Raw genomic sequence first — 22,820 nt, forward strand, 5'->3', positions numbered from 1 at the left:
ATTCTTGTTGATGTCAAACCTTTTGGGCGTTTATGCCGCTAAACCTACCGCTAAAATCGTGCAATTAATCACCATAAAACACATCGACCTCATACTATTTTCAAAAAGTTCAAATTATTTTCCCGAATGGCTCACAAAAAAACGTCAAATGTAACCGATTACAGTGGATCCAGATCACATTTAGCAAAGGTTTGCGCAATCGTTACATTCACAATGGTGACATAAACCCATAAAATGCTCGCCATCAAATCGGGCAGCCCTTTTAAACCAGCCTGAAATAACGACGACATAATCAACGAGAGTTTGAACAATGCGTAAATCACTACTAGCTCTAACTGCACTAGCAGCAACTGCAGCACTTCCAGCACAAGCTGAATACCACTACGGTTTTGCGAATGTTTACGGTGACTACCTAAACTGGGAACAAGGCGCAGAAGAAGTTAACCGTCCAGCACACTACACTATTGGTGCAGAAGGCGGTGCAGGTTTTGATTGGGGTGAAATCTACGGTTTCTACGAGTACGAAAAGCTAAATATGGCTTCTACTGACCGTAGCCAAGCAGCTAAATTCTCTATGCACTACAAAATCGTTGGTGACTTCACGGCTTACGCACAAGTTTACAACATCATCGATAACAAATTCAGCAGCGAACAAAACCGCGTATTCGGTTTTGGTTACACTGGTCTAACTGGCGACAACTTCTGGTTCAAACCTTTCGCTGGTATGCACGATGTATCTGCTGGTGATTACACTGAAACAGATAAAGATGGCAAAGTTACTACTCGTATCGATGCTAACGGTTTCAACGGTTACATGGTTGGTTGGAACGCAGGCTTCAAATTTGACGTAGCTGGTGTACCTCTAATGGTAACTAACTGGCACGAAACTGAGCTTGCTCGTAACGAAGGTTACGCTGCTTCTCAACACGGTAAAACGGGCCACAATGGTGCGGTAGGCCTATGGTTTGATATCACAGACACTTTCTACACTGGTGTTCAATACCGTTACTTCTACAACAAGCTAGGCTACGAAGGTTACGGTGATGCGATGATCTGGCGTATCGGTATGCACCTGTAATAGCTTAAATTACAGTTTCAAAAAAGGCGCCTAGAGCGCCTTTTTTATTGCCTAAAATTCAGTAATGATTGTACTCATCGACTTCCCCCCGTTCAGCAATAACATTCCCCCTATTACCAAACAGGCCTCTCAACGATCTCATCGACACACTCTGCGATCTCCAGCAACGAATTACCCTCTGCGAACCATAATCCTACACACCTTTATACCCAGCTAAATAAGTTGCCATTCAGGTGCTTGCATAATAAAAATAATAAACGGTAAATGGACTAACGCCCCTCTCGGAAGCGTTAATCAATCCGTAGCTAAGCTAGGTTGATTGTTGTTAACCCATGCCATACAAAACTTTTTTGTCGAACTGAAGTGTAGGCTTATTAATGATTAAGCCCGTATGATCAATGGCATAGCTATTTTAGTCTTATTGCGATCTAACTACATATAATCCCTAACAAAGTCGGTATCGCTGTCACCAGCAATTAGAAAAATACACAGTGTTTAGTCAAACAAAAAAACGCAGCTAAAAAGCTGCGTTTAAAAAGGGGGGGAATTTAACCGAGGAAAACAATATGAATATTTGGGTTTAACCTAGTAGGCTTTGAAATAGTAATAATGATCCCATACCACTTAATACTACCCATACCAGATCAAAACGTAAGCTCACAATAGTACACACGATAGCAGCTAATACACGTGGATTTTCAAGGCTGAAAACCATGTTTGAGCCCGCGCCTAAAATCTCAACCGCGATGATTGCAGGTAAAACAGTAACAGGCACAAAACGTAGCGTACGCTTCATACGCTCAGACATTTCAAATGAACCTGCCATACCAATCACTGAAAAGCGAATAGCAAAAGTGACTGCCGCCATACCTAAGGTGAAGATTAAAAATGTTGTCATGTCCATGTTATGCGCCTTCTGCTTCAGTTACTTGGTTTTCTTCTTGATGTTTACGTTGCTCTTTTTCAGTTGCCAGATCCATTTGGTACCCCGCCAATACACCGATTGCGGCAGCAATGACTAGACCCAAAGAGTGCGGTAAACCCGAAAGTAAAATACCTGAGATAGTGGCAACCACAGCAGCAACAATACATTCACGGCTTTTCACTTGTGGAATAACAATCGCGATAAAGGCAGCGACCATCGCGAACTCTAACCCATAGTTAGCGATATCAGGGAAAGATGAACCAACCAAGGCACCCATTAAGTTAGCCAGTACCCAATTCCCCCAAAACCCGAACATTGCCGCTAAGTAAAACCAATGACGGCCTTCTTTTTCTTTGCGGAACTCAGTAATGGTTGATGCATAGACTTCATCTGTTAGGCCGTATGACATCAGCATTCGAATATGCAGCGGGTACTCTTTCGCATGCTCAGATAGCGATGCGCTGTATAACACATGACGTAAATTAATGATGAAGGTAGTTAGCATAATAACCGCCATGCTTGCTCCTGATTGGAACAAGCCAAGTGCAACCATTTGCGCAGAACCTGCAAAAACAGTAAATGCCCACAGTGTACTCTGCATGATATCCATTCCCGCTTGGATACTGACAGCTCCGACGATGAATGAGAATGGGAATGCCCCAATGCACAAAGGCGCTATCGCTTTAAAACCAGCGCTCATTAATTGTTTTTTCATTGCTTCAACTCTTCAAAAGAAAACTTCAAAATTATTTGCAGATGCAAATATATTGGAGGCTGCAACTTTCAACAAGCGATTAATTACAGATAACTCAAAAGTGTTAACTAGATCAAACAAAACACAATAAACACTGATTTGTAAGGTAAAAAATCACACAACAAACGAGGATCGACAAAAAGAACTGGGCATTTCCTGGAAATAATTAATTGCAAGATGCAAATTATTTTGTATTATAGATGCAAATTAAATTGCAATGTAACTTTCCCTACTGCACTGCATTCGTATTAATGACAAAGGCTAAAACAATGAAAACTGTTGTAACTTCTGACAATGCTCCAGCTGCTATCGGTCCATACTCTCACGGCACGGCGTACAACAACCTCATCTTCACTTCAGGTCAGTTACCAGTCGATGCAGCAACCAGCAAAGTTGCTGAAGGTGGCATTACGGCACAATCAATCCAATCACTTAAAAACTTGGTAAGCGTTGTTGAAGCAGGTGGTGGCGATGTGAATACCATCTTAAAAACAACATGTTACTTAGCAAACATTTCGGATTTCGCAGCATTTAACGAAGTATACAAAACCGTTTTTGAGACCGACTGCCCAGCACGTAGTTGTTTCGCAGTGAAAGATCTGCCGTTAGGCGTTCTGGTTGAAGTTGAAGCTATCGCGCACGCGAAATAAGGGGGACATCATGAAAGCACAATGGAAGCAATACATAAGCATCATCAACTCAGTCGTTAAACCAGCCCTAGGCTGTACTGAGCCAATTTCAGCGGCTTACGCTTCATCTGCGGTTGCCAGCATGTTAGGTGGCACGCCTGAAACATTAAAAGTGTTTGTTTCAGACAACCTGTACAAAAACTCCATGGGCGTTTTTGTACCGGGCACAGGTAAGATCGGTTTACACATTGCTTCTGCAGCAGGTGCGGTGGCGGGTGATTTTGAAGCAGGCCTTGAAGTGCTAGCTAAAATCACACCAAGCGATGTAGAACAAGCACAAGCTTTGATTGATGCTGGTAATGTTGAAGTCTCTCGTTACAACACCAGCGAATTTATCTTCTGCCGCGTAATTGCCACTAAAGGTAAGGATACGGCGGAAATCACCATCAGTGGTGGTCATACACGTATCGTGGAAAAACGCTTCAACAATGAAGTGACTTTCTCTGCAGATAAAGAAGAAGGTGCTGCGTCAACGGCATCTATTTGTGACGGCGTAGAAATCAGTATTCGTGATATCTACGACTTTGCAACCCAAGCAGACTTTGCTGATATCGAATTCATCCTCGAAGCAAAAAAGCTAAACGTCGCACTATCGCTAGAAGGCATGGAACACGAATATGGCCTACAGATCGGTCGTACCATGGATAACAGCATGGCTGATGGCATGATGGGCAAATGTCTATCGAACGAAATCCTTATGTACACATCGGCAGCATCCGATGCTCGCATGGGCGGCGCAACATTACCTGCAATGAGTAACTACGGCAGTGGTAACCAAGGTATCGCTGCAACTGTGCCTGTAGTTAAAACAGCTGATTTTGTGGGTGCGAATGACGAAACATTAGCACGTGCATTAATCATGAGTCACTTGGGTGCAGTTTATATCAAGTCTCACTACCCACCGCTATCTGCATTTTGCGGTAACACGGCTACCAGCTCTGCAGCGGCAATGGCTATGGTTTACCTTCGTGGCGGTGATTTTGCACAATCTTGCTTTGCTATCCAAAACGTACTGAGTGATACCACAGGTATGGTTTGCGATGGCGCCAAAGCAACTTGCGCTATGAAAGTCGGCAGTTCTTCACAAGCAGCCGTCAAATCTATGCTACTTGCAATGAACAACCACGCTGCAGCAATGCAAGGCGTTATTTCACGTGATGTTGAAAAAACCATCCGCAATATTGGCCGTATGGTTAGTGTTGGAATGGGACAAACAGACAAAGAAATCATTGAAATTATGTCTGTTTAAAGTCCATAATCGCCACCTATATCGGGTGGCGATTATATTTCACCCCAAGAATCACAGTTGCAAACGAAAGCAGTTTCACTTGCATGCCTATTCATAATCCAGAGGAATACATGGAAAAGCATGCATCTCGTTAGAAGGTTTTCGTTTGCTTTTAAAGGAAATGGAAAATGCTAGTCACCTTATCAGTGAGCGATAAATTAATCCTCGATGCGATGTGTAATGTCGTTGATGGTATCGCTGCAATGTATGGCCAACACACAGAGGTTGCGCTTCACAGCTTAGACATTGAAAATCCATCCATTATCAAAATAGCTAACGGCCATGTAACCGATCGTGGTATTGGTGCACCGATCACCAATTTAGCCCTTGAGAAGTTAAAATCTGGTGCTGATATTTCAGAACCTTATTTCAGCCGCTGTTCTAAAGGTAAATTGATTCGTTCTGTGACCACCATTATTCGCAACGATGTTGGTACAGCAATCGCTCTGCTCTGCATTAATGCCGACATGGATGCGCCTATTCATTCATTTTTAAGTTCGATGCTGCCAAATACTTTGCCACTCGACTCAGCCTCAGTTTCCCCAGAAACTTTCGCTAAAAACCCAGATGAAATGCTGAATGACTCTATTGAACGAGTCAAACACGCCACAATGGAAGATCGTTCAATTCCAACCCATAAACGTAGCCGTGTTATTGTTGAGCAATTATTTGAAAATGGCGTATTCAATATAAAAGACGCCATAGTGATCACCGCTGAATCATTAGGTGTCTCACGTGATACCGTTTACCGCTATTTACGCGATCTGAAAAAATAGTGATAAAGAACATTGAGCTCTCTGGTAAAAGGCGCACTGTACGCCTTTTTCTTTGCGCTAAATTCACCATCAACTGCCAAAATGCTACCCTACCCCTTAGTATGATGACTCGACGTAGCTAAGGAATGTAATTCATGCAGTTCACCATTGTTGGGGCGGGTGCCATAGGCTGCCTATGGGCGGCTTCACTTGCTAAAGCCCACACAGTTCACCTTTGGACACGCAGCGCTCAGCCCCAGCACGAATTTGCTTTCAGCTCCTTAATATCCAACTCTGCGGCTAAAGCGCCCAAAATACTCAAACTAGCAAGTAACCAACCCCAATTACTGCAACAGAGCGACTGTGTTCTGCTCACCGTTAAAGCCTTTCAAGTCGAGCAAGCAATTGAAGCCATTCAACCTTGGCTATCGCCATCAACACCGATTGTTATCATGCACAATGGTATGGGTAGCCAAGCAGTCGCATTGCAAAAACTGCCGCAGACCCCTATTTTGTATGCCACCACGTCACAGGCCGCCTTCAAGCCGCAACCAGATTATGTTCAGCATACGGGCATAGGGCAAACATGGCTCGGTGCAATTAACCCTGCCGCGCAACAATTACAGGTCTTAGCGGATAAATTCGATAAGATGCTCGCCCCCTGTCAATGGCACTCAGATATTCAGCAACCACTGTGGCAGAAGTTAGCCATTAACTGTGCTATAAACCCGTTAACCACGCTGCATCAATGTAAAAATGGCGAACTAGCCCACCCGAAATACCAAACTGCACTCATCACTATTTGCCAAGAAGTGGCGGAAATCATGTGTGCAGAGGGTTATCTCACCACAGCAGATAGTCTCAAAGAACAAGTTGATCGGGTTATTCAAGCGACAGCAAATAATTTTTCGTCGATGAATCAAGATGTTTGTCACCACCGCCAGACTGAAATCGACTATATTACTGGGCATATTGTGCGATGTGGTCAACACTACAACATACGCACCCCTTTTAATGCCCAGCTTTGGCAACAAATTAAAACAATGGAGCAAAAAGCCTCATGACCTTTCTACACACGCCCACTCCGAAGATTGCGGTTTGTATTGCCCCTGGCACTGAAGAAATGGAAGCCATTACCGCTATAGATGTCCTTCGCCGTGCCAACTTCGAGGTTACCATTGCCAGTGTCGCCTCTGACGGCGCATTGATTGTTGAAGGTTCTCGCGGTATTAAACTGGTTGCCGATGTCGCACTAGTTGAAGTCGCAGATATTGAATTTGATTGTGTGGTATTACCAGGCGGGCTTGGTGGCGCAGAATGCTTCCGTGATAGTCCCTTGTTAGTTGAGTTTGTCAATCAACACCGTTACGACAGCAAACTAGTCGCTGCTATTTGTGCGACACCAGCCATTTTGTTGCAGCATCACACTATGTACCCTGACGCGTACATGACTGCTCACCCTTCTGTGATGGATCAAATCCCAGCAAGTAAACGTAAAGTCAAACGTGTGTTTTTTGATACCAACCACAACCTACTCACCAGTCAAGGGCCAGGTACAGCACAAGAGTTCGCATTAGACATTGTGATACAGCTAGCAGGTAAAGAACGAGCAGCAGAAGTGGCCGGTCCCATGGTGGTGTGGCCAAACATGCACTACGACGTACTGCCGCAGAAATAACACACTGCTAAGCCAACGTTAAATAAATCCCCAGAAAGACAAAACGCAGCAAATTCGCTGCGTTTTGTCTAACCAGTAAGCTAACAACCATTAGCCAAGTAAACTTTGAAATAAAAGTAGTGAACCCATCCCGCTTAATACAACCCATACCAAATCAAAACGTAAACTCACAATGGTACAAACGATAGCGGCAAGCACGCGGGGGTTTTCTAGGCTAAACACCATATTCGAACCCGCACCAAGAATTTCAACCGCAATGATCGCTGGTAATACAGTAACAGGAACAAAACGCAGCGTACGCTTCATACGCTCAGACATTTCAAATGAACCAGCCATACCTATCACTGAAAAGCGAATTGCGAAAGTCACCACAGCCATACCTAAGGTAAAGATTAAAAATGTAGTCATGTCCATGCTATGCACCTTCTACTTCAGTTGCTTGGTTTGATTCTTGTTGTTCACGTTGTTCTTTCTCTGTCGCCAAATCCATCTGATAACCAGCAAGTACACCAATTGCAGCAGCGATCACTAGCCCTAAAGAATGCGGTAAACCTGATAGTAAAATACCCGAAATCGTTGCCACTACAGCAGCGACGATACATTCACGGCTTTTAACTTGTGGAATAACAATTGCGATGAAGGCTGCAACCATTGCAAATTCAAGCCCATAATTTGCAATATCAGGGAATGACGACCCAACCAGTGCCCCCATTAAGTTCGCTAATACCCAGTTTCCCCAAAAACCGAACATTGCCGCTAAATAAAACCAGTGACGGCCCTCTTTTTCTTTACGTACCTCTGTGATTGTAGAGGCGTACACTTCATCCGTGAGTCCATAAGCCATCAGCATACGAATATGCAGCGGGTATTCCTTGGCGTGCTCTGATAACGAAGCACTATAGAGTACATGACGTAAATTAATGATAAAGGTGGTCAGCATAATCACCGCCATGCTTGCTCCAGACTGAAATAAGCCTAGCGCAACCATTTGTGCAGAACCTGCAAACACCGTAAATGCCCACAATGTACTTTGCATTATGTCCATCCCAGCTTGGATGCTAACCGCACCCACAATGAAGGAAAATGGAAAAGCACCTATACACAAGGGCGCAATCGCTTTTAGTCCCGCACTCATTAATTGTTTTTTCATCGTTTCAACTCTTAATAAGAAAAACATCAAATTTATTTTCAGATGCAAATATATTCGACATCAAATATCTCAGCAAGCCTAATAAATGCAAATTTATTTGAAAGTAGACTTTGATCATAAAAAAGGCAAAGTATCGATAAAACCAGCGAATAATAATGATCGAGATCAAATTTAACGTAAAACCACCATTGATTAATGCAAATATTTTTGTACTATTATTGCAAATTACATTGCAGGATAAAGTTTAGATTTGATAACAAACAAACTGCAGACGAAAATCTACTCAAAGGTAAAGAACATGAAAACTGTCGTCACTTCAGATAATGCACCCGCTGCAATCGGCCCTTATTCTCATGGAACGGCTTACAACAGCTTGATCTTTACTTCGGGTCAATTACCCGTTGATGCAGCAACAAATCAAGTTGCCGAAGGGGGGATTACAGCGCAATCCATTCAGTCACTAAAAAATCTTATCAGTGTGGTTGAAGCTGGCGGTGGCGATGTAAATACCATTCTAAAAACAACCTGTTACTTAGCGAACATCTCGGATTTCGCTGCATTTAATGAAGTGTATAAAACCGTTTTTGAAACCGACTGCCCAGCACGTAGCTGCTTCGCAGTAAAAGATCTGCCATTAGGCGTTTTAGTTGAAGTTGAAGCAATTGCACACGCGAAATAAGGGGTAAGTCATGAAAGCACAATGGAAACAGTACATCGATATCATCAACTCAGTTGTAAAACCTGCACTGGGTTGTACTGAACCTATCTCTGCCGCTTATGCATCTGCAACTGTTGCAAAAATGCTTGGCGGCACACCAGAAACACTGAACGTTTTTGTGTCTGATAACCTTTACAAAAACTCCATGGGCGTGTTTGTACCCGGCACAGGTAAAATTGGTCTACATATCGCATCAGCAGCGGGCGCTGTCGGTGGCGATGCTAATGCAGACCTTGAAGTATTAGCAAAGATCACACCTACAGATGTTGAAAACGCACAAGCCTTGATCGATGCAGGTAAGGTTGAAGTGTCACGTTACAACACCAATGAGTTCATTTTCTGCCGCGTGATTGCAACCAAAGGTACAGATACCGCAGAAGTAACCATTAGCGGTGGCCACACTCTGATTATTGAACAACGCTTTAACGATGAAGTGACATTTTCAGCAAGCAAAGAAGATAACTCAGCGTCAACGGCCTCTATTTGCGACGGTGTAGATATTAGCATTCGTGGCATTTACGACTTTGCAACTCAAGCTGATTTCGCTGACATTGCATTCATCCTTGAAGCTAAAAACCTTAATATCGCCCTATCGCAAGAAGGCATGGATAATCCTTACGGCCTACAAATCGGCCGTACTATGGATAACAGCATGGAAGACGGCATGATGGGTAAATGCCTATCTAACGAGATCCTGATGTACACATCTGCCGCATCCGACGCACGTATGGGCGGCGCAACCCTACCAGCAATGAGCAACTACGGCAGTGGTAACCAAGGCATTGCTGCCACCGTTCCTGTTGTCAAAACCGCTGAGTTCGTGGGTGCAAATGATGAAACGCTGGCACGTGCGCTCATTATGAGCCACCTAGGTGCGGTATACATTAAGTCTTACTACCCACCACTTTCTGCATTCTGTGGTAACACAGCAACCAGCTCAGCAGCTGCCATGGCCATGGTGTACCTACGCGGTGGTGACTTTGCACAATCCTGTTTTGCTATCCAAAACGTACTAAGTGACACCACAGGAATGGTTTGCGATGGTGCAAAAGCGACTTGTGCCATGAAGGTAGGTAGCTCGTCGCAAGCTGCGGTTAAATCTATGCTCCTTGCGATGAACAACCATGCAGCTAACAAACAAGGTGTGATTGCAAACGATATTGAACATACAATTCGTAATGTAGGTCGTATGGTCAGCACAGGCATGCTAGAAACTGACAAAGAAATTATTGAAATCATGTCAGCATAAAGGCCATAATCGCCATCTAACAAGGGATGGCGATTATTTTTCGCTACGTGAAACGAAAGTATTTTCTGGTAGTCCAATGAAAATACTTTCGTTTGCGAATTTAGGAAATGGGATATGTTGGTCACATTATCACTTAGCGACAAACTAATTTTAAACGCAACGTTTAACGTTGTAGATGGTATAGCTGCCATGTATGGGCAGCACACGGAAGTTGCACTTCACAGCCTTGATATTGAAAATCCATCAATTATAAAAATCGCGAATGGTGACGTAACAGGTCGTGATATTGGCGCCCCAATCACCAACTTAGCGTTAGAAAAACTCAAATCAGGATCTGATGTTTCGGAGCCTTATTTCAGTAAAGGGCCGCAAGGTAAGTTGCTGCGCTCTGTCACCACCATCATTCGTAATGATATCGGTACAGCCATTGGTTTGCTTTGTATCAATTCAGACATGGACGCCCCCATTCATTCATTTTTAGGCTCAATGCTCCCTAGCAGTAACGCTTTAGAACAGCCCGTCACCTCACCAGAAACCTTTGCTAAATCTCCAGATGAGATGCTCAATGATTCCATTGAACGCATTATCAATGCCACCATGGAAAACCAAACTATTCCAATCAGTAAGCGCAATCGCGTTATTGTTGAGCAATTATTTGATAACGGTGTTTTCAGCATTAAAGACTCAATAATTATCACAGCCCGATCACTGAATGTTTCTCGTGATACTGTGTATCGCTACTTACGCGAATTAAAAAACGAAGCGGTTAAAGAAGCGGTTTAATTGCTTGACCCAGGAGCAAGACTCTCTCGCTAACAAGCAGGCAATAAAAAACCCAGCTTATCGCTGGGTTTCTTTTTGTTCGCTAATCGTTACTAGTTGAAGCACGATTAACTCATGAAACCGTACTGTTATGGACGGTACACTTTCACGTTAGCAAAACCATTTTCTTGCAAGTACAGCGCCTGAAGACGGCTCATTACGCCGCGATCACAGTACAACAAGTATGTTTTGTCTTGTGGTAGATCACCAAACTTGGTTGCTAGCTTGTAGAACGGTAGATGTTGAACTTCAACGCCTTCAATCACAAGTGGGCTTTCATCTTCTTCATCTGGGCTACGAATATCAAGTACGATAGCACCTTGATCGATTTGATCGACTAACTCAATTTCAGGTGCTTGTTCTTGGCTTTCTTTTTCAATATCACGAATATCCATGACACGCGCCTCAGTCACCACACGGTCTAGTACCGTGAAATCAAATTTCGCTTCTTCGATTTCAAGCTTCGCTTTTGATGCTTTCACTGTCGGGTTCTTCGAAATCACACCACAGAACTCTGGCATGGTTTTCGCGAATTCTTCAGTACCGATTTCACGCGCAACATTGATAATGTCTTCTTTGTCCCAGTTGATCAGAGGACGAAGAATCAAGGTATCAGTCACGTTATCGATCATGCGCAGGTTAGTCAGTGTCTGGCTTGATACCTGACCCAATGCTTCACCGGTTACTAGCGCTTGAATTCCAAAACGTTCAGCCACTTGGCCAGCCGCACGCATGAACATACGCTTCAGCACCACACCCATCTGACCGTTTTCCACTTTCTCTAGGATCTCAGCAACCACAGGCTCGAAATCTACCGAGATAAACTTCACTTTTGCCGATGAGCCGTATTTCTTCCATAAGAAGTGCGAAACCTGCTTAACACCAATTTCGTGTGCTGGGCCACCTAAGTTGAAGAAACAGTAATGTACTTTACTACCGCGTTTAATGTGTAAGTAGCTAGAAACACCAGAGTCAAAACCACCAGAAATCAGGCTTAGTACATCTTCCTGCGTTCCCATCGGGAATCCACCAAGGCCTTTATGACGAGCAAGCACTTGATTCAGGATGTTGTTTTCAACTTCGATATTGACAGTAACATCGGGTTTTTTCAGCTTCACTTTTGCCGTTTCAATGGCTTGATTCAAGCCACCACCAACATAACGCTCCAGTTCAATCGAGGTAAAGTCATGCTTACCAACACGCTTAGCACGTACACAGAAAGTTTTACCTTCAAGATCTTCGCGCACTAATTCTAGCGTTTTCTCGTAGATATCGTGCATATCAGTGAATTCAGTTTGATTCACTTCTAGTACATGGTGGATACCCGAGGTTTGCGTTAACGCAGCAAGTACCTGCTCGCGAATCGTCTCGTCTTTTACCGTGACTTCAATGTAAGTACGGCGATTGACAACCGATACAGTATCAGTCAAACGCAAAAGAATAATGCGAATGTTGCTGTCTAGGATTTTAGTAAAGCGTTTACGAATAGACTCACTCTTTACAAAAATCTCTGGATGGGGTTTTACGATAAATTTCATAACACGCTTCGCTACACAGGGCCAAACTAAAGGCGCGAATTATACAGCAAGCTCGCTGTCGCTGAAACCAGCAGAGACGGTTACTCAACGAATAATCCATTGATTTAGTGATTGTTGAGCTGCATTCGATAATGTGATCACTAGCAAATTGGCTGAAACGAGTCTCAGCCTTCCATTGGGGGAAATTCACCCAAGTTGTCAGCAATAGTAGTAATACCTTAGTAAGGATTATCGGGGGGTTCAACCTCACGCCATCAAGTTGATGGCGTGAGAGTTAACGTCATGACTGTGGAACACTCGAAACCGCTTCCGAATAATGCGGTTTGCCTTGCATAATTGAGATTTCAACGCGACGGTTAGCGCGGCGCTCTTCTTCGGTTTTATTTTTATTTAGCGGTGCAGTGTCTGCCAAACCCACAACACGTAGGCGCTTATGATCGAAACCTTCCACTTTTTCCATTTCTTGAGCCACAGAAACAGCACGCTGCGCCGATAAATCCCAATTTGAACGATACAACTCAGAGTCCAACTTCTGATTATCGGTATGGCCTGAAACGCGAATAATACCCGGTATATCACGAACCAGATCGGCCACTTGACGAACTAAAGGTCGGAATTTGGGCTGTAAAAATGCCGATCCTGCAGGGAAGGCCCCTTTTTCTTTAATTCGAATCACCACTTGCTGACCAAAATTTTCCACTTCAATCGCCCCATCATCAATTTCGCGATCAAGGGCTTGCTTCAGCATTTCTAGCAATTGAGCTTGTGATGGACTCTCTTCAGATTCACTGTTTTGGTTGTCTTGTGTCGCTTTTTCAGCCGTTTGACCACCGGTGAGTTTGCCCGCATCGCGCTGAGTACCGCCCGCACGGTCAGATTCACCTTCATGGAAATCAAGTGAGCGCTGAGTCATATCAATGGTCTGCTGCATGATCACTTCAATCGGTGTCGGTTCAGGGCGCCCCGGACGAAACTCTTGTGCGATTACACTGGTGCCTTTTGGAATATCTTTAACTTCAAGCATATTCTGAACACCAAACGCGAATTTCATCGAGCCAGCGATCTGCTTAAACTTTAAGACATCCATCTCAGAGAACGACAGCAGCAGGACGAAGAAACACATCAACAATGACATTAAGTCTGCGAAGGTGCCCATCCATGCTGGTAACCCCGGGGGGGGACATTTGCATTCTTCTTCCATCTCGCGCCCCTTTACCCTTCAGGATCGAATGAGCGTTTCTTCTCATTGAGGTAGTTTTTCAGGTAGCCGTCAATCACGCGTGGGTTTTGGCCATCTTGGATAGCTAATACACCATCCAAAATCAACATTCGGTTTAGCTTTTCTTGATCTTTACGCAAGGTTAATTTAGCTGCGATAGGGAGGCTAACCATGTTAGCAAAGACGGCACCGTATAAGGTGGTTAAAAGTGCAACGGCCATGGCTGGGCCGATGGATTTGGGATCATCCATATTTGATAGCATGGCAACAAGGCCGATCAAGGTACCTATCATCCCCATCGCAGGCGCAACATCACCTAGCGCTTTGAAGATACCGATACCTTGTTCGTGACGTTCATTGGTCAGCACTATGTCTTTTTGTAAGGCTGAACGCACCACATCTGCGTCATGACCATCCACCAGCAAATCGACCCCTTTACGTAAAAAAGAGTTATCAACCTGCATCTCTTCCAATGCCAGAAATCCCCCTTTACGGGCGGCGTCGGCCATTTCGACGATTTTAGCAATCAGATCTTCAGGTACGTCAGTTTTGAACATGAAGGCTTTGCCTGCAATTTTGGTTGCACCAAAAAATTGCCCAATGCTGTATTGCATCAGTACCACGAACAAAGAACCACAGAAAACAATCAATATTGACTGTGTATCTACGAACATACCGATGCTGCCACCGAGTACCATTGCCATTATGATAAAAGCAAAAGACCCGATTAAGCCTATAAGGGTTGCCAAATCCACCTGAAACTCTCCAACTTGCGACGCGTTGCTAAAAACCAATCTATTCTACCGAACAACTACTGTATCGGCACCCTCCAAAATTGATTTAGCGCAGATAAGCGAAAAGGTGAAAATTACTGTTCTGACACACACATTGATGTGCGATAATTTGACGCTACCCAGTCACTGCGTTATTTTTCCTGCACTTTCAAAATAGTGAAACTCTTATGGCAGCTAAAAAACCCGAAAATATGGCGTTTGAAGACGCACTTGATGAACTTGATTCGATTGTAGCTGAGCTCGAATCTGGCGACATTTCACTTGAAAATGCGCTTAAAAAGTTTGAACGTGGGATTGCGCTTGCCCGTAATAGCCAACAAAAACTGACTCAAGCGGAGCAACGCGTCGATATTTTGCTTCAAGCTGATGACGAAGCGCCTCTGACCGAATTTGATACCCATAATGAATAACACTTTTTCTCTGTCACAGTCTCTGACGTTCTTTCAAGAACGCAGTAATCAGCAACTAGCTAGCTGGCTAGCGGCTCAACCCCACTCAGATCAATCGCTACTTAAGGCGATGAAACATGGAACCTTACTTGGTGGAAAGCGTGCGCGCCCTTTTCTGACCTACGTGACAGGGGAAATGCTTGGTACTTCGCTTGACGATCTTGATGCTCCAGCCGCCGCTGTTGAGTGCATTCATGCCTACTCGCTGATCCATGATGATTTACCTGCGATGGACGATGACGAATTACGTCGCGGCCAACCAACCTGTCATATTGAATTTGACGAAGCCATTGCGATTTTAGCAGGCGATGCACTGCAAACCTTAGCCTTTGAAATTTTGGCTGATGGCAAATTAAATCCAAATGCTGAGCCACAACGTATTACTATGGTTAAAGAGCTTGCACGCGCTTCTGGCGCAGCAGGCATGTGTTTGGGTCAGTCACTTGATCTGGAAGCCGAAGGTCAACGCGTTGATTTAGCACGACTTGAGACCATCCACAAAAAGAAAACCGGTGCGTTAATCCGCTGTGCCATTCGCTTAGGTGCGTTGGCTGCGGGTGAAAAAGGCGTGGCTATCTTGCCGCAACTGAACAAATACGCCGAAGCTGTAGGGCTAGCATTCCAAGTACAAGACGACATTCTTGATGTAATTGGTGATACTGAAACGTTAGGTAAACCACAAGGTTCTGATATTGAACTGGAAAAAAGCACTTATCCTGCTTTACTTGGTTTAGCTGGTGCGCAAGAAAAAGCACAACAACTTTATCAAGAAGCACTACACGCGCTGGATGCAATCCCCTACAATACAGAACAACTAGAAGTTTTTGCCCGATATGTCATCGAGCGCAATAACTAAAATCAGTAAAAGCGCCGAACTGTTATGACACTGGATATTTCAAAATACCCTCATCTGGCCCTTGCGAACACGCCTGATGAGCTTCGTTTATTACCGCAAGACAGCTTGCCTGCGGTATGTGACGAACTACGTACCTACTTACTGAACTCAGTAAGCCAAACCAGCGGCCACTTTGCTTCTGGTCTTGGCGCAGTTGAACTGACTGTCGCCCTACACTATGTCTACAACACCCCATTTGATCACCTGATCTGGGACGTAGGCCACCAAGCATACCCGCACAAAATTTTGACGGGGCGTCGCGATCAAATGTCGACCATTCGCCAAAAAGATGGGGTTCACCCTTTCCCTTGGCGTGAAGAGAGCGAATACGACGTCTTGTCTGTCGGTCACTCTTCAACCTCGATCAGCGCCGGTCTTGGTATGGCTATCGCAGCTGAAAAAGAAAACCAAGGCCGTAAAGTGGTCAGCGTTATTGGTGATGGTGCAATCACTGCAGGCATGGCATTTGAAGCTATGAACCACGCGGGTGATGTTCACTCAGACATGCTAGTGGTGTTAAATGACAATGAGATGTCAATTTCAGAAAACGTGGGTGCATTAAATAATCACCTTGCACGTGTACTGTCTGGCAATCTTTACAGCACCATCCGTGAAGGTGGCAAAAAAGTATTATCGGGTGCGCCACCCATTAAAGAATTGGTTAAACGCGCAGAAGAACACATCAAGGGCATGGTTGTCCCTGGTACCTTGTTTGAAGAACTCGGCTTTAACTATATTGGCCCAATTGATGGTCACGATGTAGAAGAGCTGGTCAAAACCCTGAAGAACATGCGTAACCTTAAAGGGCCGCAGTTCCTTCATATTATGACCAAAAAAGGCAAAGGCTATGCACCAGCAGAAGCGGATCCAATCAACTATCACGCTGTGCCTAAGTTTGATTTAACCAAGAACCCACTGCCAAAAGCGAAAAACGCTAAACCAACGTTCTCCAATATCTTTGGTGACTGGTTGTGTGATATGGCTGAACAAGACGACAAGCTCATGGCGATTACGCCAGCGATGCGCGAAGGTTCAGGCATGGTGCGTTTCTCGAAAGAATACCCGAGCCAGTATTTTGATGTAGCGATTGCTGAGCAACATGCCGTGACACTTGCAACAGGTATGGCGATAGGGGGCTATAACCCTGTTGTCGCTATTTATTCAACCTTCTTGCAGCGTGGTTATGATCAACTGATCCACGATGTGGCCATTATGGATCTGCCAGTGATGTTTGCCATTGACCGTGGTGGTTTAGTCGGTGCTGACGGCCAAACACACCAAGGTGCATTTGATTTAAGCTTCATGCGTTGTATTCCAAATATGACCATCATGGCCCCAAGCGATGAAAACGAATGTCGCCAAATGCTCTACACTGGCCATTTACATCAAGGACCAAGCGCGGTGCGTTACCCGCGTGGTAGCGGTACGGGAATTGCTCCAGACAAAGCAATGACAGCACTTGAGATTGGTAAAGGGATTGTTCGTCGCCAAGGCGAGAAAATTGCAATTCTAAACTTCGGCACCACGTTAAGTTACGCTCTAGAGGCGGCTGAAAACTTAAATGCAACCGTTGCGGATATGCGTTTTGTTAAGCCACTTGATGAAGCCTTAATCCAAGAGCTTGCAGCTACCCATGATGTTCTTGTGACGGTTGAAGAGAATGCAATCGCAGGTGGTGCGGGAAGCGGTGTCATTGAATACATGATGAAAGCAAAATGCTTGAAACCTGTATTGAACATTGGTTTACCCGATCGCTTTGTAGAGCAAGGGACACAGCAAGAGCTACACGCAGTATTAGGCATTGATGGCCCTGGTATTGAGCGTCAAATTCGCGAATACATGGCTTAATCGTCGATAGTTAGCCTTGCTTGATACCTAGCATTGTATACACAAGCTCGCCACATAGTATTAAAGAACGGACTTCGCTGAAGTCCGTTTTTATATCGACTATATGGGCTACTCTACTTTTTTAAGCACAGCGCCTTCATAGCCACCAAGTTCAATATAACGCATCGGTTCACCTAAGGTACCATTAGGCATCACTCGACGATAGTCTCCCGGTAGCGACACGCGTAATGGTTCGGTCTGCATAAACGCAGGATTATTCGGTTCATTCATCGCACGATAAACCACTAAGCCTTTGCTGTATTGCCGCGCAATCACACCATGACGAGGAAAATTACTGCCCCAGCCTGAACGATATAACCAAAACCAGTTAGCAGGTACCACGCCAGTATCACCAAGCATTGTAGTGGATGTTTTCGCTTTAATATCAATATCTTTGGTCTTGTTACGCCAATATACAACTCGATGGCCTTTCGGTACGAGCGCTGGCTGACCAATATCCACCTCTAACATCGCACTTGGCTGGTAAACCCAATTTTTAGGTACGCCTTGCCGGTACCAGTTTTTCTCATCGGTATTACCGCTACCGTAATAAAAGCCCGCATTCCAGCTATGATAATAAGTCTGCTGTGGGATATTAAAAAGGTAATACAAGGCAAGGCCAGTTTCGATGTCTTGATGCCAAGCCGCAGGCAATAATGGCGCCACCTGACTGCGTCCACTTTTCACCGATACCATGATTAAGCTCTTATCTCCAAGCTTAGCCAGAGCAAAGTTATCCCAATAGCGATAAAGTCGATCTAACCCCATTGCTGGCGTTAAGTAATGCTCGCGTAGCCAAACATCCACGACATCACGTAACTCTCTTGGCCAACCATCATAATGCCAGAGATTTAAATCTGAAATATTTGCCGCTAGCCAATGAGTTTGAGTTTGCGCTTTCACCAGCTTTAAAAAAGCAGCCATTTGTTTTGCATAGTACAAAGACGATTCATCATTTCCGGCTTTCAATGGCAATTCTTGCAGCTGACCACCTGTGTCGACAGTAAATTGATTTCGTCCCAACAGCTTTGCCATATCATCGTTGTAGGCACCGCTGAGCCCTTGCTGCTCCCAATCATAGCGATACCACTTAGCATGCAAATCATTGAGTAATTTATTGCCAAAATTAACGCGATACCAACAAGTACCAGGCCACATATGTCCCGCAGGGATCAAGCGCGCTTGATGACGAAAACGCGCACTGGCCTTAACATTTTTACGTGAATAGAATTCTTGATCACTGATAAACCCATCTTGGTTACGATCATTTTCTGCATCCCAGCCCGGTATCACCAAGCGTTGATCTTGATAGTCAAGCCAAGGTTTAAATGCAACTTGCTCCACCTTGCTCTCTGCCTGCCAGTTCAGTTTCAACATCCAAACTTGCAAACCATCACTGAGCGCTTGCTTGCCCGTATTCAGTTCTCGTCCTTCAATCCTTGCCGATGCACTTTGCCAAGGGTGTTGAACCTCAAGTGAGCCTAGCCACTTACCTTGTACGCGTTGCCAATCACTATGAACCGCTTGCCATTGGGCGATTCCTTCACTTGGACTGGATAATGCAATGGCTTGCTCCACTCTAGGTGCGATATCAGCTTCAATGACAAGAGAGTTTGAAGGGTATGACGAGATCAGCACCAACTCATCATTAGGTTGCAAATTCAGCGGCAAGCGCGCCGTAGCATAATTGCCATTTCGGATAAGAATCAGATGAAAGGCTTGCCCCTCAAGTAAATACTTTAACCCTTGGCTGATTGAAGTGGCTTCAAGTTGCGTGTCTTCAGCGAAATGTAAAAATAGGTCTTCGAACTCCAACCCAGCCAGCTGCGCATGCTGACTAAGCCATGATGATGGTTTACTCGGCTTACAATCCAGCTTCTGGCTATACATATAACCCATACTGATCAGCTGTTGGTTGATGGCCTTATTTTGCATACTGCCAAATACAATATCTGCGTGTTGTGCTTCCCAACGTTTAACATCATTAGCGGTATCGAACCTAGAGGTGGTTAACGGTGCTTCCCAACTACCTGGCAATACCCAGCCTGTCCCTGTCGATGGATACACTTGGGCTTGCGCGGTGAAACCAATAAAACTGAAAATACAGCCAGCAATCCTAACCCCATTTCTCGTCATTGCACTCTGCCTTATATCAAGATACCCACCTCGTTCGAAATAAGGTCGGCATAGAATTAAGATTAGACGAACAATGACTTACACTGGTGTAAATAATAAAAAAGAAAAGGCCGCTTACAATAAGCGGCCTTTCAAATCCTGTACCTTGTTGAGGAGTGGAGGCTTACCAGCCGAGCCAGTGCCCTACGCCCCAAAGCGAAATCATCGCCATAAAGCCTGCTAATACATCATCAACCATAATGCCAAAACCGCCATGGACATGTTTATCCAACCAGCTAATCGGCCAAGGCTTGATCATGTCAAAGAAACGAAATAAAACGAACCCTGTTAAGACCCATTCCCAGCTTAATACGGGCGCGACAGCCATGGTGATCCAGAACCCCACAAATTCATCCCAGACGATACTGCCATGATCGTGGACTTTCATATCATCTGACGTTTTCTGGCAAATCGTAATCCCGACTATTGCAGCAACAAAGGTGATCGCTAAATACACAGCAAAAGGGAGCTGCGTCATTAGCATATAAAAAGGGATCGCTGCTACAGTACCCATGGTGCCAGGTACAACCGGTGATAAGCCACTGCCAAAACCTGTTGCTAATAAGTGCCAGGGGTTGCGTAATTGAATGTGTTCTTTTGGGTTCGTCAAACCTTACTCCGCAAAATGATCATAACCGTGCAACTGCCAATCAATGGCTTTGCCTGCTGATTGTAACGTAACACCACTCCCAGTATAAAGCTGACCAATGCAAGTTGCTGTAACACCAGCATGTGCCAATGCGACATCAACCGCACCACGATTCGCTTCTGGTACGGTAAAACAGAGTTCGTACTCCTCGCCACTTGTGAGCGCTAGCTGCTGAGCCTTTGCTAAATCGGGTTCAAATTGGCGGAGTTCATCGGACAATGGCAGCTGCTCAATATGAATCATCGCCCCGAGACCTGATCGTTTAAGGATATGCCCCAAATCAGACACCACGCCATCAGAAATATCTAATGCAGCCGACGCAATACCACGTAGTGCTTGACCGGCCAGTACCCTTGGCTGAGCCAAGTAGTGGCGCTGGATTAAGGTATCGGCTAATGCTGAACCTGCATCTTCACGCTCTCCGAGAATATACGCCAGTCCTGCCGCACTATCCCCCAAGTTGCCCGTCACGTAGATCCAATCACCATTTTTCGCCCCACTACGGGTGAGTGCTTGGCCTTGGGGAATAAAACCATGGACAGTTAAAGTAATACTGAGTGGGCCTTTGGTCGTATCGCCGCCCACAAGCTGAACATTGTAATATTCAGCCAACGCGAAAAAGCCTTGGCAAAAACCATCAAGCCAAGTTTCATCAGGCTCTGGCATCGTCAGGGCCAATGACACCCAAGCAGGTGTTGCGCCCATTGCCGCTAAATCACTCAGGTTAGACGCTAATGCTTTATGAGCGACCCATTTAGGATCTGCATCAGCAAGGAAGTGGGTACCTACCACTAGTGAATCGGTGCTAACAGCCAGTTGGCAACCTTCCGGTACTTTGAGTAACGCACAATCATCACCAATAGCGAGTTCTACGTCACGACGTTCGACCGCTTGTTGCTCGAAATAACGAGCGATCAAATCAAATTCATTTCCAGCCATAATACAATTACTTAGAAAGAAAAATACAATCACTTAGAAAGAAAAAAGGCCAGCTAAGCTGGCCTCTTATAATCAGAATCGATTATTTGTTTTTGCGAAGGCTTGGTGCCGCTTTATCAAGTACACCGTTCACAAATTTATGGCTATCTTCAGCACCAAACATTTTTGCAAGTTCGATAGCTTCGTTGATAACCACTTTAAAAGGTACGTCTTCACGCTTAACCATTTCGTACATAGATAGACGAAGTAACGCGAGTTCCATCTGGTCCAAATCTTGTAGTGGACGAGATAGGTATGGTCGCATTTTGCTATCAAGTTCTTGATGGTTAAGAACAACACCTGTTAGTAGGTCGCGGAAGTACTCTACATCACTGTGTGGTGCAGCAAGTACTGGCGCTTCTGCTTGGTGCTCTTCTTCTTCAAACTTATCATCAGATAAGAAATGAAGTTCGATATCAGCAACATTACCTTTAGTAATCTGCCAAGAATAGATAGCTTGCACAGCAAACTGACGTGCATTACGACGTGCGGCTGGTTTCACATTAACCCCCATTAGGATTCAATTTGGGACAGAACATTTACCATTTCAAGCGCGCTAAGTGCAGCCTCTGCCCCTTTATTACCAGCCTTGGTACCGGCACGCTCGATGGCTTGTTCGATAGAATCGACAGTTAGAACGCCAAACGCAACTGGAGTATTAAACTCAAGAGCGATTTGCGCTAAACCTTTATTACACTCACCGGCAACATAATCGAAGTGTGGGGTTCCACCACGGATCACAGAGCCTAACGCGATAATCGCGTCGTAACGATCGCTTTTAGCAACTTGCTGTGCAACCAATGGTAGTTCGTATGCACCTGGGCAACGAACAACAGTGATATTGTCTTCGCTAACTTGACCTTGACGTTTCAGTGCATCTAATGCGCCTGAAAGTAGGCTTTCATTAATAAAGCTGTTGAAGCGAGCGATTACAATAGCAACTTTTGCATTTGGTGCCGCGATGGCGCCTTCAATTACCTTCATGGGCCTTCCTGTGACTATGTCTTTCCGGTTTGAGAAACCGCGGGAGTCTACCACACTTCGTAGCTACGTCGCTACGGTCAAACGGTGGAATCTCACTATTGATGAAAAATTGTCATCAGCACTCTGCTATCAAGCTGGCTGATGAA

Annotated in this window: 24 protein-coding genes; 12 read left to right on the top strand and 12 right to left on the bottom strand. The window is 44.8% G+C overall.

Translation table 11 applies throughout. The annotated features are described in order from the left end of the window. The first annotated feature begins 310 nt into the window (after window positions 1-310). The gene (locus OCU77_RS13195) at window positions 311-1,078 is read left to right on the top strand and encodes an outer membrane protein OmpK (protein ID WP_048898152.1); all 768 of its coding nucleotides are present in this window, start codon (window positions 311-313) and stop codon (window positions 1,076-1,078) included. 580 nt (window positions 1,079-1,658) lie between these two features. Here the strand turns inward: OCU77_RS13195 and OCU77_RS13200 are convergent. Both OCU77_RS13200 and OCU77_RS13205 read right to left on the bottom strand, forming a co-directional pair. Continuing rightward, on the bottom strand, window positions 1,659-1,982 hold the full coding sequence (locus tag OCU77_RS13200) for an AzlD domain-containing protein (protein WP_048898151.1): 324 nt from the start codon (window positions 1,980-1,982) through the stop codon (window positions 1,659-1,661). A gap of 1 nt (window position 1,983) precedes the next feature. Next, on the bottom strand, window positions 1,984-2,718 hold the full coding sequence (locus OCU77_RS13205) for an AzlC family ABC transporter permease (RefSeq protein WP_048898150.1): 735 nt from the start codon (window positions 2,716-2,718) through the stop codon (window positions 1,984-1,986). Window positions 2,719-3,026: 308 nt separating this feature from the next. Here OCU77_RS13205 and OCU77_RS13210 point away from each other — a divergent pair, with 308 nt between their 5' ends. The 5 genes from OCU77_RS13210 (at window position 3,027) to OCU77_RS13230 (ending at window position 7,167) form a co-directional block, all read left to right on the top strand. Next, the gene (locus OCU77_RS13210; protein WP_048898149.1) at window positions 3,027-3,407 is read left to right on the top strand and encodes a Rid family detoxifying hydrolase; all 381 of its coding nucleotides are present in this window, start codon (window positions 3,027-3,029) and stop codon (window positions 3,405-3,407) included. 10 nt (window positions 3,408-3,417) lie between these two features. Further along, on the top strand, window positions 3,418-4,695 hold the full coding sequence (locus OCU77_RS13215; protein ID WP_048898148.1) for an L-cysteine desulfidase family protein: 1,278 nt from the start codon (window positions 3,418-3,420) through the stop codon (window positions 4,693-4,695). A gap of 167 nt (window positions 4,696-4,862) precedes the next feature. After that, window positions 4,863-5,510, top strand: coding sequence for a helix-turn-helix transcriptional regulator (locus OCU77_RS13220; RefSeq protein ID WP_048898147.1), 648 nt, complete (start codon window positions 4,863-4,865; stop codon window positions 5,508-5,510). Window positions 5,511-5,644: 134 nt separating this feature from the next. Continuing rightward, window positions 5,645-6,553: a ketopantoate reductase family protein gene (locus tag OCU77_RS13225; RefSeq protein WP_048898146.1), complete on the top strand. Its 909-nt coding sequence runs from the start codon at window positions 5,645-5,647 to the stop codon at window positions 6,551-6,553. Beyond that, a complete protein-coding gene (locus OCU77_RS13230) occupies window positions 6,550-7,167 on the top strand; it encodes a DJ-1 family glyoxalase III (protein ID WP_048898145.1) in 618 nt (205 codons plus the stop codon). The genes OCU77_RS13225 and OCU77_RS13230 overlap by 4 nt, the downstream gene beginning before the upstream one ends. 90 nt (window positions 7,168-7,257) lie before the next feature. Here the strand turns inward: OCU77_RS13230 and OCU77_RS13235 are convergent, their stop codons facing one another. Beyond that, on the bottom strand, window positions 7,258-7,581 hold the full coding sequence (locus OCU77_RS13235; protein WP_107302764.1) for an AzlD domain-containing protein: 324 nt from the start codon (window positions 7,579-7,581) through the stop codon (window positions 7,258-7,260). Window position 7,582: 1 nt separating this feature from the next. Further along, complete coding sequence (locus tag OCU77_RS13240; protein ID WP_048898144.1) at window positions 7,583-8,317, bottom strand: AzlC family ABC transporter permease; 735 nt, start codon at window positions 8,315-8,317, stop codon at window positions 7,583-7,585. Between the two features lie 298 nt (window positions 8,318-8,615). Between OCU77_RS13240 and OCU77_RS13245 the strand changes: the two genes are divergently transcribed. The 3 genes from OCU77_RS13245 (at window position 8,616) to OCU77_RS13255 (ending at window position 11,067) form a co-directional block, all read left to right on the top strand. Further along, window positions 8,616-8,996 carry a Rid family detoxifying hydrolase gene (locus tag OCU77_RS13245; RefSeq protein ID WP_048898143.1) on the top strand — a complete coding sequence of 127 codons (381 nt, stop codon included), beginning with the start codon at window positions 8,616-8,618 and terminating at the stop codon, window positions 8,994-8,996. 10 nt (window positions 8,997-9,006) lie between these two features. Further along, window positions 9,007-10,284, top strand: a complete 1,278-nt coding sequence (locus tag OCU77_RS13250) for an L-cysteine desulfidase family protein (RefSeq protein ID WP_048898142.1) — start codon at window positions 9,007-9,009, stop codon at window positions 10,282-10,284. Between the two features lie 114 nt (window positions 10,285-10,398). Further along, complete coding sequence (locus OCU77_RS13255) at window positions 10,399-11,067, top strand: helix-turn-helix transcriptional regulator (RefSeq protein ID WP_048898141.1); 669 nt, start codon at window positions 10,399-10,401, stop codon at window positions 11,065-11,067. A gap of 128 nt (window positions 11,068-11,195) precedes the next feature. On the opposite strand, the gene thiI is transcribed toward OCU77_RS13255, so the two are convergent. The 3 genes from thiI to pomA all read right to left on the bottom strand — a co-directional run bounded on the left by thiI (window position 11,196) and on the right by pomA (window position 14,618). After that, window positions 11,196-12,644, bottom strand: coding sequence for a tRNA uracil 4-sulfurtransferase ThiI (gene thiI / locus OCU77_RS13260; RefSeq protein WP_107302765.1), 1,449 nt, complete (start codon window positions 12,642-12,644; stop codon window positions 11,196-11,198). A gap of 280 nt (window positions 12,645-12,924) precedes the next feature. Then, on the bottom strand, window positions 12,925-13,845 hold the full coding sequence (locus OCU77_RS13265) for a flagellar motor protein MotB (RefSeq protein WP_048898140.1): 921 nt from the start codon (window positions 13,843-13,845) through the stop codon (window positions 12,925-12,927). A gap of 11 nt (window positions 13,846-13,856) precedes the next feature. Continuing rightward, window positions 13,857-14,618 carry a flagellar motor protein PomA gene (pomA, locus tag OCU77_RS13270; RefSeq protein WP_107302766.1) on the bottom strand — a complete coding sequence of 254 codons (762 nt, stop codon included), beginning with the start codon at window positions 14,616-14,618 and terminating at the stop codon, window positions 13,857-13,859. Window positions 14,619-14,824: 206 nt separating this feature from the next. On the opposite strand from pomA, the gene xseB reads away from it, so the two are divergent. From xseB to dxs, 3 genes are read left to right on the top strand one after another with little or no spacing between them, the layout of a single operon-like run. Further along, window positions 14,825-15,067: an exodeoxyribonuclease VII small subunit gene (gene xseB, locus OCU77_RS13275; RefSeq protein WP_048898139.1), complete on the top strand. Its 243-nt coding sequence runs from the start codon at window positions 14,825-14,827 to the stop codon at window positions 15,065-15,067. Next, window positions 15,060-15,962: a (2E,6E)-farnesyl diphosphate synthase gene (ispA, locus tag OCU77_RS13280; protein ID WP_048898138.1), complete on the top strand. Its 903-nt coding sequence runs from the start codon at window positions 15,060-15,062 to the stop codon at window positions 15,960-15,962. Before xseB ends, ispA begins: the two co-directional genes overlap by 8 nt. Window positions 15,963-15,986: 24 nt before the next feature. Beyond that, window positions 15,987-17,849: a 1-deoxy-D-xylulose-5-phosphate synthase gene (gene dxs / locus OCU77_RS13285; protein WP_107302767.1), complete on the top strand. Its 1,863-nt coding sequence runs from the start codon at window positions 15,987-15,989 to the stop codon at window positions 17,847-17,849. A 108-nt stretch (window positions 17,850-17,957) separates the two neighbouring features. Here dxs and OCU77_RS13290 read toward each other — a convergent pair whose 3' ends face one another. From OCU77_RS13290 to ribH, 5 genes are all read right to left on the bottom strand, one after another. Beyond that, window positions 17,958-20,024 carry a hypothetical protein gene (locus OCU77_RS13290; protein WP_048898137.1) on the bottom strand — a complete coding sequence of 689 codons (2,067 nt, stop codon included), beginning with the start codon at window positions 20,022-20,024 and terminating at the stop codon, window positions 17,958-17,960. A gap of 163 nt (window positions 20,025-20,187) precedes the next feature. Beyond that, a complete protein-coding gene (gene pgpA / locus OCU77_RS13295; RefSeq protein ID WP_048898136.1) occupies window positions 20,188-20,673 on the bottom strand; it encodes a phosphatidylglycerophosphatase A in 486 nt (161 codons plus the stop codon). Window positions 20,674-20,676: 3 nt separating this feature from the next. Then, a complete protein-coding gene (gene thiL / locus OCU77_RS13300) occupies window positions 20,677-21,651 on the bottom strand; it encodes a thiamine-phosphate kinase (protein ID WP_048898135.1) in 975 nt (324 codons plus the stop codon). A gap of 82 nt (window positions 21,652-21,733) precedes the next feature. Continuing rightward, complete coding sequence (nusB, locus tag OCU77_RS13305; RefSeq protein WP_048898134.1) at window positions 21,734-22,204, bottom strand: transcription antitermination factor NusB; 471 nt, start codon at window positions 22,202-22,204, stop codon at window positions 21,734-21,736. Beyond that, on the bottom strand, window positions 22,204-22,674 hold the full coding sequence (gene ribH / locus OCU77_RS13310) for a 6,7-dimethyl-8-ribityllumazine synthase (RefSeq protein ID WP_048898133.1): 471 nt from the start codon (window positions 22,672-22,674) through the stop codon (window positions 22,204-22,206). The genes nusB and ribH overlap by 1 nt, the downstream gene beginning before the upstream one ends. Window positions 22,675-22,820: the final 146 nt, after the last annotated feature.

It is taken from the genome of Photobacterium swingsii (genome assembly GCF_024346715.1).
GTDB classification, from domain to species: Bacteria; Pseudomonadota; Gammaproteobacteria; order Enterobacterales; family Vibrionaceae; genus Photobacterium; species Photobacterium swingsii.